General features: G+C 51.7%; 9 protein-coding genes. 5 read left to right on the top strand and 4 right to left on the bottom strand.

The genetic code is table 11. The features are described 5' to 3' along the window. Positions 1-301: 301 nt before the first annotated feature. Positions 302-907, bottom strand: a complete 606-nt coding sequence (locus AC3WT9_RS10775) for a phosphotransferase enzyme family protein (protein WP_341378124.1) — start codon at positions 905-907, stop codon at positions 302-304. A 526-nt stretch (positions 908-1,433) separates the two neighbouring features. Between AC3WT9_RS10775 and AC3WT9_RS10770 the strand changes: the two genes are divergently transcribed. Together AC3WT9_RS10770 and AC3WT9_RS10765 are read left to right on the top strand one after the other, a co-directional pair. Further along, positions 1,434-2,378 carry a helix-turn-helix transcriptional regulator gene (locus AC3WT9_RS10770; protein WP_492407585.1) on the top strand — a complete coding sequence of 315 codons (945 nt, stop codon included), beginning with the start codon at positions 1,434-1,436 and terminating at the stop codon, positions 2,376-2,378. A 39-nt stretch (positions 2,379-2,417) separates the two neighbouring features. Then, positions 2,418-2,990, top strand: a complete 573-nt coding sequence (locus tag AC3WT9_RS10765; RefSeq protein WP_341378126.1) for a GNAT family N-acetyltransferase — start codon at positions 2,418-2,420, stop codon at positions 2,988-2,990. 120 nt (positions 2,991-3,110) lie between these two features. Here the strand turns inward: AC3WT9_RS10765 and AC3WT9_RS10760 are convergent, their stop codons facing one another. Continuing rightward, entirely contained in the window at positions 3,111-4,268 is a 1,158-nt protein-coding gene (locus tag AC3WT9_RS10760; protein ID WP_341378127.1) for a glycosyltransferase family 4 protein, read from the bottom strand. 200 nt (positions 4,269-4,468) lie between these two features. Here AC3WT9_RS10760 and AC3WT9_RS10755 point away from each other — a divergent pair, with 200 nt between their 5' ends. Continuing rightward, entirely contained in the window at positions 4,469-8,584 is a 4,116-nt protein-coding gene (locus AC3WT9_RS10755) for a choice-of-anchor I family protein (protein WP_492407575.1), read from the top strand. A gap of 162 nt (positions 8,585-8,746) precedes the next feature. On the opposite strand, the gene AC3WT9_RS10750 is transcribed toward AC3WT9_RS10755, so the two are convergent. Beyond that, positions 8,747-9,727, bottom strand: coding sequence for a zinc dependent phospholipase C family protein (locus tag AC3WT9_RS10750; protein ID WP_341091709.1), 981 nt, complete (start codon positions 9,725-9,727; stop codon positions 8,747-8,749). 288 nt (positions 9,728-10,015) lie between these two features. Here AC3WT9_RS10750 and AC3WT9_RS10745 point away from each other — a divergent pair, with 288 nt between their 5' ends. Together AC3WT9_RS10745 and AC3WT9_RS10740 are read left to right on the top strand one after the other, a co-directional pair. Next, the gene (locus AC3WT9_RS10745) at positions 10,016-10,423 is read left to right on the top strand and encodes a VOC family protein (RefSeq protein WP_341091710.1); all 408 of its coding nucleotides are present in this window, start codon (positions 10,016-10,018) and stop codon (positions 10,421-10,423) included. Between the two features lie 480 nt (positions 10,424-10,903). Further along, positions 10,904-12,721 (top strand): methyl-accepting chemotaxis protein, encoded by a 1,818-nt coding sequence (locus AC3WT9_RS10740; protein WP_492407574.1) that lies wholly within the window; start codon positions 10,904-10,906, stop codon positions 12,719-12,721. Here AC3WT9_RS10740 and AC3WT9_RS10735 read toward each other — a convergent pair. After that, positions 12,701-13,594: an NAD-dependent epimerase/dehydratase family protein gene (locus AC3WT9_RS10735; protein WP_341378131.1), complete on the bottom strand. Its 894-nt coding sequence runs from the start codon at positions 13,592-13,594 to the stop codon at positions 12,701-12,703. The two genes, AC3WT9_RS10740 and AC3WT9_RS10735, sit on opposite strands and share 21 nt — an antisense overlap. Between the last annotated feature and the right edge of the window lie 17 nt (positions 13,595-13,611).

The raw sequence follows: 13,611 nt of genomic DNA, 5'->3' as shown, positions 1-13,611 counted from the left end.
TGAGTGTAAAAGAATACGAAGACCCATTCAGTGACAAAAGAAACAAAAAGAAATAAGCCCGTTTAACGGGTAAGTGAGGATGACAAATTACACTGAGCCTGAACAAATGTGTGGTCAGGCTAGCGTCTTTAGGCGCAGTTTGGCAACGAGGGGTTATACCCCTAGAGCAAACCACCCGTTGGACGGGTGGTCCTGATTGTTATATAAGGATTAGATGTCCGCTGCGGTAATGATTCTTAAATAAAGGATTAAACGGCCCAACAATAGTAATAGCGGCGACTATGGATGAACAAAGGGTGGCCTATAATTGTATATCGCAACCATCAAATCTCTGACCAGATTGAATAAGATGTATGGCTTGGGTAATTGCAGTTTGCTGAAATGCAGACAGGCGACTCTCATCACCGTCCCAGCTATGTAGCCACCAGAAGTATGAGCATATATTTCTATAGTCCATGAACATAGGAATCTGCCTAACCCAATAGGTATCTAAGTCATTATTCTTGAAGTAGCCTGTTAAAAATTCATCCAAGAATCGTTTTGCAAATTCATTTTTAGATTTTCGGTCCCCGGCCGGAGCTCCCCACCACACGGCATGAGTTGCCGCAATTGCAATATCCAGCGCAAACCAGCCGTATATACTGTCATCAAAATCAAAAACCGTAATGTCATCATTGTTGATATGAAAATTATAGGGATGAAAATGGTTGTGGATCAATCCATACGATTGAGCATCTTTAGGCAGAGAGGCGATCGTATTCTCCAGAGATTTCAACTTTTTAAGCAGGATATGATATCGGCCTTGTTGTAAATAAGGGTTATCCATGTTCCATGTTCCCCAGTCATCTCTTTGTGCAGCAGCATCTGCAGCAGTATAGGATTTTGTGAGCAGATGCATTATTCCCATGGTTTCTCCCCATTTATTGAATATCGGGGGGCCCCACAATTGCAGATTGTTTTTATCAAAAAAACGTCAATCGTAAGATGCAGAGTTGATTGTTTTTGGAAAACTGGTACACCTCATTACAAGAATTGCTAAGGAAAACCAATGTATCAACTTCAAACCCAAAGGATTCTGCAGCTCTGCCTAACAGTTCTTTACTTACCATATTGAACCTCATCTCTTCAGCAATTCCCGGCCGGGTATAACCTCAGACTAACCGTATTTTCAAATAAAATATAGACTTATAGTTCTCTATCAAATAAACTAATAATCAAGTACAAATCATTTTATTTTCGTACTGTTCATGAAGTTTCGGACACATACTATAATTAGACAAGACTCCTTTTCAAGGAGTCTTTTTTAATAGTTCTTCTCTTCAGAAGTTTCGTCAGACTATGACATTGTTATCTTTTAACAGCACATTCGACTTTACAAACCTCCCGGATGCATCGGATGATAGAATCAGCTTGAGGAGAAACAGGTGAATCAGATGAAAATTAACCGTTTACTGGGGATCGTAGTCTATCTGCTCAATCGGGAGGTGGTCAGTGCCCGTGCGCTGGCCGGGAAATTCGAGGTATCGCCGCGTACGATTCAACGTGACATCGAATCCATTGGGCTCGCCGGGATTCCGGTGGGATCGCTGCAAGGCACTAACGGAGGTTATTACATACTCGACAGCTTCAAAATGCACAGACAGCTGCTTCAGTCCGAGGATTACGCTTATATTTTGGCCGCCCTGAAAGGGCTGGTATCGGGCTACAGCAGCAGACGCGCAGAGGATACCATGGAGAAGATCATGTCCTTAACACCGGAGAAGGAGGCAGTGCCGCAGCCCATTCAGCTTGATTTGGGGGTTCTCCGGGAAGGAGCGGGCACGGCAGAGGCAATTCAAGTTATAGAGCATGCCATCCGCCGGAAAAAGGTGCTTCACTTTCAATACACCAATGCAAGGAATGAGGTGGCAGACAGAAATGTCGAGCCATTGCTCTTAACCTATAAGTGGTATGCATGGTATTTATTCGCCTATTGCTGTGACAATTGCGGATACCGGCTGTTCCGTCTTTCCCGAATCCGGGAGCTTAGGGCCACGGACGGGACCTTTTCAATAATACATCGGGATGCGGAAAGTCTGCTGGCGGAGGCGCAGGATCACCGGCCGTACATAACCGTTAAGCTTGCATGTCCGGCAGGTCTCCGGGTGCTGATGGAGGAGCTGCTCCCCAATGCGGTGCTGATAGAAGTCCGGGATCAGGAACTGGTCATGGGCTTCACCGTCCCGGAAGAGGAGAATGGCTGGTTCGGAACACTGCTGCTGTACGGCCATCAGCTTACAGTGCTTGAACCTCTGTCACTGCGCCAGCGAATGGCGGACCACGCCAGTAATCTGCTGAATAAATATGCCGAATGTACGACAGACAGTTGTCCGGATTAGCCGTCTATAATGAATGTATTCAACCTGAGGAGGGCTTGCATGAATACACAATTATTAGATCCCTATACTAACTGTCCAGTCTATGAAACGGAGCGGTTTACGGTCAGAAAGGTGCTGCTGGAGGATGCCGCGGATTTACTGAAATGTTATGCTGATCCGGTCTCTATGCCGCTGTTCAACAGCGATAACTGCCATACTGATTTCAAGATGTCCACCGTGGATGAAATGAGGGAATGTATCCATTCCTGGCTCGAGGCATATCAGCGGCGGGCCTATGTGCGGTTCAGTATCGTTGATAAAAGGAATGGAAAGGCCGTGGGGACCATCGAGTTTTTTAGTAAAAACGATGCTGGTAGTCATGTGAATCCTACGGGAATCTTGCGGCTTGACCTGGCTTCGAAGTATGAAGATGAGGACTTGCTATGCGAAATGATTGGACTGCCTGACGGTTTCCGCGAGTGTTTTGAATTTGAGGGTATTTTGACCAAAGCTATGCCACTGGCAGACCAAAGAATTGGTGCTCTGCAAAGGTGTGGTTACCGAAAAGTGAAGAACAAAGCTGTTTTGCCGTACGATTACTATTACATAAAAGAATTTAGCAGAATGTTGTAAATACATGATTGTGCAGCACGTTTCTACACCCTTTCCGGAGGGGGAGAGAAACGCGCTGATTTTTGTGGGCAGTGTGCGGTCCCTCCCGCACAAGCAGGGCAACTCCTCAACCTCTTTTCGCTAGGCTGTAAATATCCCCGTTCGGTTCTTCAAGCGCCGGTTTTCAATCACCTCTTCGTAATCCCGGATCAGGCCGTCAAAAATATGCTCCCAGGAGCGGCCGAGCGCGAGCCGCCGTCCCTCCCGGCCCATAGCCATCCGTTGCTCCGGCTGATCCGCCATAATGCAAATTTCCTTCACCAGTTCTCCCGGATGATGCGGTTCAAACAATGACCCGGTCACACCGGACAAGACCAGATCCGTTGTGCCGCCTGCCCCGGCAGCGATGACAGGCAGGCCCGAGGCCATCGCTTCCAGAACAACGTTCCCGAAGGTTTCCGTGCTGGAGGGGAACACGAATACATCTGCCGAGGCATACAGCTCTGCCAGCTCCTCCCCGTGCTTGCCCCCGGTGAAGGTGACATTGCGCGGCGCCTGCGCCCGCAGCTCAGGCAGCAGCGGGCCGTCTCCCACTACCAGCAGATGAACCGCCGCAGCCGTGGATTCCGGCAGCTGCCGCATGGCGGTTAAGAGGGTGGGGATGTCTTTTTCCGGAGCAATCCGTCCAACATAAAGCAATACTACCGGTGCCGCAATTCCGTAACGCTCCCGTACCTGTCTGCTGCGTTTCTCCGGTGTGAACAGACCGCAGTCAATTCCCCTCGACCATAACCGCAGCCGGGTGAAGCCATGGGAACGGAGCGTAGCTTCTGTCTCCCGTGAAGGGGCCAGGATGGCATCGCAGGAGCGGTGAAACCATTTCATGTATTTCCAGTAGAGCGGAATGATTCTGCTCATCCGGTAGTATTGAAGATAACGGTCGAAGTGGGTGTGGTAGGAGGCAACATGAGGGAGGTTCTGCTTCTGGGCATAGCGGAGACCGTACAGGCCGATGTTGAACGGGGTGGCCATATGCAGCAGATCAGGCCGGAAGGACCGCAGCTCGTGCTGGATGGAGGACATGCCGGGCAGCGCCAGCCGGCACTCGGGATACAGAAAAAAGGGGATGCTGGCAATCGGGCGGATTGGATCGGCGGAACGTTCTTCAGGGGCGGATTTCGGGGTGAAGAGCAGATGCTCGATGCCGCGGCGGTGTAAATGGCCGGCAAGCCGGTGAAGCGTGCGTGCGACTCCGTTGGTTTGAGGAAGATAGGTGTCCGTAAACAAGGCAATACGCATGATAATCCCTCCCGGTACTCTTGTTGTCTTGATCATAACAGGCGAATATTTCAGTGAGGTTATCGGGGGATCAACTCATTTCCGCCTTCATGTAGCGACTTATTCTGGGGTTTACACTCCGTTTATGCAAATCGGCAAATTAGAACATACTCGTCCTCTATAGTAGAAAAAAATCTATAGAGTATTGGAGTGACAATCACTTGAATTCAACAGGCAAAACAATCCTTTCTCTGCTGATTGCCGCAGAACTGGCAGTGGGCCCGGCGTGGAACGCTGGTCCGGCAACAGCTGCAGCAGCACCCGGGTCCGGCACTCCGTATACCGCTGGCGGCGTTTATGATGTAACCGTTCCCCATATTGTCGTGAACCAGATCTATGGCGGCGGGGATGCCGAAACAACGGGAGGGTACTTCTCCAAGGGCTATATCGAACTTTATAATCCTACGGATTCCGCTGTGGATTTGAGCGGCTGGTCCGTGCAATATTCAGATCCAACCATGAACGGAGCCTGGAGCAAGCTGGAGCTGACCGGCACGATCCACGCACATTCTTCTTATCTGATTACGGACGGCAAAGTGAACCCCGACTATAAAAGCGATATCAGCGGCAAAGGCGATCAGGTATGGAGTGATATCCTCTTTTACAATAAAGGAATGAAGGTGGTGCTGCTGAACAATACTACGCTGCTGGAAACGGCAAATCCGTTCCTGAATAAACCGGATTCCTATGTGGATATGATCGGCACGGCCGGCAATGACAACGGCTCAACCATCGACGGCTATGAAAGTGACTATCCAACCGGCAAAACCGGCGGCACCTCGAAGCAGAAGTCGGTGCGGCGCAGCGATTTTGCCGATACGGACAACAATAAAACGGATCTTAAGCAGATCAGCTTCGATTCACTGGATGCGGGAACGCTGAATCGGATGAAGCCGCATAGCGGTGCTGACGGAGCATGGGGCGTGGCTATTCAGCCTCTTGGCCTGGCGGGCCCGTCTCTGCCTGCCGCCACGGCTGGGTCCCCGTATTCGGTGACACTGTCCGTATATGGCGGGACGTTGCCTTATACCTTTGAGGCGGCGGGGCTGCCCGAAGGTCTAAGCCTGGACGTTACATCCGGCAAAATCAGCGGAACTCCGGTGACGGCAGGTGCGGCAACGGTCAGCGTCTCTGTGTATGACAGCAGTGTTCCTGCGATGAAGGCGGAAAGGAGCCTTCCGCTGACGGTGGATAAACCTGCGGGAGAGCCAACCGCGGATGTTATCAGCATTACAAAGCTTGGCGGATATTCCGTCGGGGTTACCAATGAAGACGGCGGTGTGGCGGAGATTGTCAAGTATAACCGTGACAACGGAAAGTTCTATCTGGTCAACGGTTCGACGCATCCTGCGACAGTAGATATTGTAAATCTGAAGGACGGCATCTATCCGGAAAAGGAAAAAAGCATCAACGTGGAGCAGCTGGCGGAAACCGGAGGCTTCAGCTATGGCGATCTGACCAGTGTGGATATTAACCCGGCAACGAAGCGGATTGCTGTAGCCATACAGGAAGCGGATGCCATGAAGAACGGCAAAATTCTTGTGCTGGATTATGACGGTAAGCTGCTGGATACCTATGAGGCTGGAGTCCAGCCCGATATGATCAAATTCACCGGGGATGGCCGCTTTATTCTTACGGCTGACGAGGCCGAGCCCCGCACACTGGAGGGGGATCCCGAAGGCAGTGTGACGATCATTGACACGACTGCGAAATCAGCGGATTACGTCAAGTTCGACAACCCTGAGCGGATCGACGATCTCGTGCATATCCGCGGGGCGGTTGATCCGGCAACGAAGCTGATTACAGGGAAGGGTACAAAGGAAGAGGCAGTCCGTGATCTGGAGCCGGAATTTATCGAGCTGTCCGAAGATCAGAAGACCGCTTATATTTCCCTTCAGGAGAACAATGCTGTAGCTGCAGTCGATATTGCTTCCCGCAAGCTGCTGTGGGTCAAGGGGCTTGGGTTTAAGGATTTGAGCGATCCGCTAAATGGACTTGACCTCGTGAAGGACAGCAAGAGCAGGCTGGAAAATGTACCGTTCTACGGCGTTTATATGCCAGATGGGATCAGCCAGTATACAGTTAACGGCAAAACCTACTTGTTCACGGCCAATGAGGGCGATGCCACGGAATGGGACAGCAAGGAAAATGCCAGCACGATCGGCAAAATGAAGGGGGCACTTGAACCTGACTCTGCGGCTGCACTGTTCCTGAACGGAAATACGAAATATGACGGTGTAGAGGTCATGTCGGATATGGGTCATGACGGCATGTACTTGTACGGGGGCCGTTCCTTCTCGGTATGGGACGCTGGTACGCTGAGGCAGGTGTATGACAGCGGCAGTGATTTTGAGCGGATTACAGCAGAGCGGCTGCCTGATTACTTCAATGCAAGCAACAGCAATACAACGCTGGACAGCCGCAGCACCAAAAAAGGGCCGGAGCCTGAATATGTTAAGGTAAGCAAGGTGGGGCAAAAAGCGCTGGCCTTCATCGGCCTGGAGCGCATTGGCGGCCTGATGACTTACGATGTCAGCAATCCCGAACAGCCGCAGTTTCTCAATTATATTAATTCCCGTGAATTCACACCGAAAAATAATATCGCTACGGACACCGGGCCGGAAGGCATCGAGTTCATTCCGGCAACGGACAGTCCGACCGGACTTCCGCTGGTGCTGGTAGCCAATGAGGTAGGAGGCACTGTAGCGGTATATCAATTCAACGTTACAAAGATTACGCTGGACCAGAAGTCACTCTCTCTAAAAGCCGGAGGGACAGCGGCAACGCTCAAAGCTGAGGTTAAGCCTGCGGCTGGAACGCCGGAGAAATCACCGCTTAGCTGGAGCTCCTCTAATCCTGCAGTGGCCGCAGTGGATCAGAAGGGGACGGTAACTCCGCTGGCAGCGGGAACGGTGACCGTTTCCGTATACAGTGCGGATGGATATGGCACAGCCGAATCGCTGGTGACTGTAGCGGCGGCTGATCCGGTCATTACGAATCCGGGTACAGGTGGCTCTGTGGGGCAGACCCCGGCAGTTGCAGCTCACCCCCCGGCGGTAACTGTTGAAGGCTCCAAGGTTGTTCTTGAACTCAAGGCCGCAGCAGGTGCGGATGGAGCGGCAACTCTGTCCGTTACTGCCGAAGCCGTGGCAGCAGCGCTGGAATCCTTGAAAACTTCTGCCGGCAAAGAGCTGGTCTTCCGCGTTGCTGCAACAAGCAGTGCGGCCAAAGCCGTAACCTTGGAGGTTCCTGCCGCAGTCTGGGCTGCGATTTCCGGCAGTGCTGTGCAGAGTGTGACATTTGCAGCCGGTCGGGGAACCGTCTCGCTTGACCGCACTTCGCTAATAGCAGTGAACACTGCGGCAAACGGTGAACCGGTGAAACTATCTATTACAGGAACAGATCTTGGCAGTGTCATGGGCAATCCCGCTGGAGGTATAAGCGAAGCCGCGCGGAGCACAATCGGCAGCCGTCCGGTTATCAACCTAACAGTGCAAACCGGTAGCCGTACCCTTTCCAGCTTTGGGGAAGGGAAAGCGTTGGTGAGCATCCCGTATTCACTGTCATCTGCGGAGGATGCCAATGCGGTAGTAGCCTACAATGTTACACCTGCAGGTAAGCTGGTTGTGCTTCCTGGCAGCCGCTATAATGCGGTGACCGGCCAGTTGACCTTCCGTACCGCTCATTTCTCTGCTTATGCGGTTGGTTACAGCAACCCGGGCTTTACCGATACTGCTGCCAGCTTTGCCAAAGACTCTATCACGTATCTGGCGGCACGCGGCATTATTTCCGGAATCAATGAAAGCCAGTTTGGGTTGAAGAGCAACCTGAGCCGTGGAGACGCAGCCCTGCTATTGGCCCGTCTGGCCGGGCCGGAGCTGAACACGGCAGTGTCCGGCAGCTTCACAGATGTGAAGCCGGATGATTATTATGCAGCGGCAATCGCTTGGGCGAACGTTAGCGGAATCGTAAACGGCACCGGAGACGGGAAGTTTGCACCCAAGGCGAAGGTTACACGCGAACAGCTCGCAGTTATGATTATCCGTCTGGCGGATGAGCGGAACTGGACTCTGCCCGTGAGCGGCGGCACTGCCGTATTCGCAGACCGGCAGTCCATTAGTTCTTTTGCGCTGGAAGCTGCTGCAGCTGTCCAGCAGGCGGGGATCATCTCGGGCAAAACTGCCCCGGATGGCAGTGTTAACTTTGCGCCGCAGGCTGCAGCTACGCGTGAGGAAACCGCGCAGATGCTGGCTGCCCTGCTCAAGCTTGCCGACTGAAATCGGCAACGGATTTCTTTGACACCCCTGGCGCCTCATGAGCGTCAGGGGTTTTTCGTGTGCAGGCCAAGAAAAATAGGCCAACCCGAAGTTTCTGGCTGACCTAAATAATACGAAATGAGCCACTTTCGGAGCTCCACCCTTGAATTAATACAAATGTCTTTACGAGCTAATGCCGGAATCCCAGATCGGCTCGGCGAACTGATTCTTGAGATTGCTGCTGCAATCCTTGCCGGTATCATAAGACCGGTTGCCGAGCACCCGCTTGAACTGTTCCAGCGCGCGGGCTGCTTCTGCAGGCACCTTGCTGTTCAGCCAGTCGGCCAAGGCCTGCAGCACACTCCGCCCTTCCGCCAGCGCCTGTTCCCAGAGCTCCCAGACACTTTCCGTCCGGACCTCGGAGTACAGCGCGGAATGCCGCCATTCGGCATGCTTTTCATTTAAATAATCCAGCTGCTCGTCTCTTGGGGAAAGCGGCTGGTAGAAATGATGGCGCGCTTTTCCTCTTAGCAGCGACTTCTTCCAGCCTTTGGGATCATATAAGCATTTATGGGCCAGAATCATGTCCAGGTACGCCTCCTGCCAGATCTCATCCGGGAGGCCCTTTGTTTCGGGATACCAGGCCGCTGCGGTTTCATGAAGGAGAGTGTGAACGGTATGGGGGAGCCGCGAGCCGACGTGAATTTTTTTCCAAGCTGCAATCCGCCAGGTATCGATTTGCTTCAGCCGTTGCATGAATACGGTATCGAGGACGATCTCAAACCGCTGATGGTTGCGGTGCTTGTAGCCCGCTTTCCAGTTAATGTAGGGATGAAGATTGCGGTCCAGCAGATGATGTGTCAGAAATCCAAGGAAGTATTGCTGTGTTTCTGCAAGGTCAGGAGGAGGGAGGCTCCGGATTTTTTGCCAGAGCTCCAGCAGCACCGGACCGCAGTGTACAGAGTGCATAAGGTCGCCCAGCCGGAGGGCTCCGGTATCTTTTTTCCACGGCAGAAAGCTGTGGTATAGAAGCAAATCAGGTCCTTGGCAGCCAAGCTGGTACAATTCAGGCCGCTCCTTCAGCCCGCCCAGAAAAGGAAACTGATCCGCAAATTGTTCCGCCAGCACCTGCCCATACTCTAAATGCATCCAAATATTAGGCATCGCTCCACCCCTTTTACGCTTAGATAGCTCCATCTTAAACTCTTCATGTTAACAGAGATTGCATTCTGCTTCTTTGGATTGTAATCCTTGGGGTAGCCTTTGCAGATGCGTTTAAACTTGCGCTTAATTCTAAGGTACTCTTGTATAGCACTAATATCAACTCTGCAAAGTGTGGCAATTGTGCAAACGCGCTGGAGTCCGGGGATATCGCAACTAGAGGCATCCTCCGGTAATTCATGTTATAATCGAACGGACTACACTCAATTAATTACCGAGGTGATGAGAAGAATGGGATTTCAGGCAGGCCAGCTTTTTGTTAATTTGCCGGTGGACAATCTGCAGAATTCGATTAACTTTTTTACCGCTTTAGGTTTTGAGTTCAACCCCCAGTATACCGATGAGAACGCAACCTGTATGATCATCAACGGCAACACCTTTGCGATGCTGCTGGTCAAGGAGTTTTTCAACACCTTCACCTCCAAAAAAATCATCGACACATCCGGTCAGACAGAGGTAATCCTGGCCATCTCTGCCTCCAGCAAAACCGAGGTGGACGAGCTGGTGCAGAAGGCGCTGGCCGCAGGCGGGAAGCCTTTTAACAATCCGGTTGATCACGGCTTTATGTACAACTGGAGCTTTCAGGATATTGACGGGCATCTGTGGGAAGTCATGTATATGGAAGAAAACGCCGGGTAAGCGGGCGAATCAGAATATGTAATGGATCAAGAACAAGCTTCCGGAGAATTCCGGGGGCTTGTTTTGCTTTTATGGGTTTGAACAGCAGTACTCGGACCCCAGCGCCTTTATTTTGTCAAAAAAAGCTTTATATCTGACGTTGCGGACTCCAGAGACCTTATTTGCCCAAAAAAACTCTCAACTAGGATGATTTAGCTAAATAGGGTCATTCAGGTCCGGATAGAAACTTTGGCGGCTCTTTGGGAAGAGATAACGCCTATGAGGTCCGTAAGCAGTTTTAATAGCTGGGACGATGGCGGATGTTCAGCGGATATGGGATATGGGGGTTTTTGGGCACGGTGCAGGTTTTGTTAACATTTTCGCAACAGATTCTTTACGATCCGCATACAAAACTGTGGAGAGTAATTAATATCCAGCTCCTACAATGAGTGTATTAGTAAAATATACCTATAGTAGGCGTGATACGAAGGGATGATACGCTTGAAAAGAAGCTTGCTGCACCTATCTATGAAATGGAAGTTGATTCTGGTATTCTCTGCGATAACTTTCATCTTCCTGGGGGTGGCTCTGTACCAGGGACTCAAGATTAATCAGGTGGAGCTCTCCATGGAACGGCAGAAGACGGAGATGGAAAAACGAATCACCGTTCAAACGATCACGCAGCTATTGCAGGAATTGGACGGTCTGGAAAAATCGCTGGCCGAGTCCAGTGATGTGGAGCTTGCCGGGTCTTTTAAGGACAAGCAGCAGCAGCTCACCGATGAGATTGCCAATATGGATTTTGAACAGGAGACGCCGGCGTCAGCAGAACTGCAGCTGCTCCGGACCCAGGCCGGGGAATATGCCGGGTTATTCGGGGAACTGGTTAAGACGATGGAGGATGAGAGCCTTGACCCGCTGACGGTGCTGGAACAAATCGACGCCCTGCATATGAAGGCACTGGCTGTCAATCAATCCATGCTGGAGACCAACGGGAAACTGTATGACGCTGCTGCGGGGAACGCCGAGAGGGCACAGGATCATTCTTTTGCCCTGCTGGATCAAACGGTATCCATTGTGCTTTACGCCGCAGGTGGAGTTTTCCTGTTCACACTGGTGCTGGCCTGGCTGCTGATACGCTCATTCTTGGGACCGGTGCGCAGGCTCCAGGATGCGTTGCGGCAAATTGCCGATGGCGATTTACGGCAGCAGATCAACTCTCCTTATAACGATGAACTGGGACGTTTGAGCTATCATTTTGATCATATGGTTACCCGGGTCCGGGAAATGCTGCGGCAGACCCTGTCCGTTGCTTCTTCCCTGGCGGATTATTCGCATTCCTTCCAGCAATCCTCATCCATTACCGCGGATACCAATCAGGATATTGTCAGAACGATACAGGAAATTTCCGTGGGCGCGGATCAGCAAGCCGTTCAGTCCGAGCAAAGTGCAGTCTTGCTGCAAGAGCTGGAACGGGAAGTGGATGAGATTACGGATCATACCGATGCCATGCTCACGACAAGTGAAACGGCCAATCACAATACCCGCAGAGGGTCTGAGACGGTTACCGCACTGCAGCAGATTTCCCGGCATTCCCGTGATTCCATCGGCAGAGTGTATCAAGCGCTGGAGAAGCTGGTGGAGCAATCCCAGGATATTACCCGGATCACGAATTCCATTACCGAAATTTCCAAGCAGACAAATATCCTTTCGCTGAATGCTGCGATTGAGGCTGCGCGGGCCGGAGCTTCCGGCAAGGGGTTTGCCGTTATTGCGGATGAAGTCCGGCATTTATCGGTCCAGACCAAAGATTCCTCCATACATATCAGCGAGATCATTCATGAGCTTCAGAACAGTATGACCGACTTTCAGGGCTACATGCTGGAGACGAAAAAAAGCCTCGAACAGCAGGAGCACCAGGTAGCGGAAACCCTTGCATCTTTCGAGGCAATTGACGGATCGATTACCGGAATCAGCAGACAAATTGGACAAATTCATCATAAGGTGGAGCTGACCCGGAAGATTAATTCCCGGCTTGCCGTATCCATTCACTCTGTAGCATCCGTAGCCGAGCAGACAGCTGCGGGTGTTCAGGAGGTCAATGCTTCCAGCACGCAGCAGGACAAGGCGATCCGCGATATTGCCCGGCAGGCGGTGGAAATTAATGAAATTTCGCAGCAGCTGTTCACGGAAATTAATATTTTCAAAATAGAAGAGGAGACCGGGAACGTCCCGCCATCCGGTCAGCTGCTGGTATTGGAAGAACACTGGAATGAACTCAACGAACCAACGGAAAAATTACTCGCGATTGCCGAATGAAGCATTAAGCTGGGTCACCAGCTCCGGAAACCAGTCACTGAGTGCAAGGAATGAAAAGCCCGCCGAGCGGGCTTTTGTTGTATCCATATGCCAGGACTCGGTAATGCCGAAGGGTGACATATCCTCATCTGCAGTTTCGGCCTCAATCACCGCCTGCTTACCCGTGGCTGCTTCAATGATGGAGAGAATCTCCCCAATGGTAAGAGTCCCGTCCGAGCATGCATTTACCGGCCCGGTCAGTTGGGAGAAGCCAAGCCAATACAAGAAGTCCGCCGCCTCATCCGAACGGATGAAGGAGATGGCAGCCTGGGTGTTCGGGATACCCATCGGCCGGCCTTCGCGGACATGCTCGATGTGAAAATGCAGCCTCCGCGTATAATCATCCGTGCCCAGAACCATGGGAATGCGCACGGCAGCCACGGGGAATGCGTCCTGCTTCAGCAAAACCGTTTCGGCCAGTCTTTTGCCCTCCTGATAGTTGAAGTCCTCCTTCGCACCTAATCGCAAGGGGTATACTTCAGGGTCGAAGTCAGCTTCGGTCAAAGCTTCCGGCCTTGAATCATAGACCGACAAGCTTGAGGTAAGGATGTACCGTTTAGCGGTGCCGGCAAAAATACGGCCTGCAGCATCAGCTTCATCCGGTGAAAAGCAGATATTATCATAGACCACATCCCAAGGGGTATCCCCGACGGCTTCGGCAAGCGCTTTGGCGTCCGTTCGGTCCACATTCAGCCTGGAGACCTGTTCCCCGAAGCTGTCTTCCGCCCGGCCTCTGGTTAGAATCGTTACCTTGCTGTCTCCCTCCCGGAGCAGCCGTTCCACCAGCCGCTTGCCAAAAAACCGGGTTCCCCCAAGCACAAGTATGTTCCTCATTCAATACACTCCTTTAA

Source organism: Paenibacillus sp. EB106-06-01-XG199 (assembly GCF_058791575.1).
This window is presented reverse-complemented; position numbering and strand designations above follow the sequence as displayed.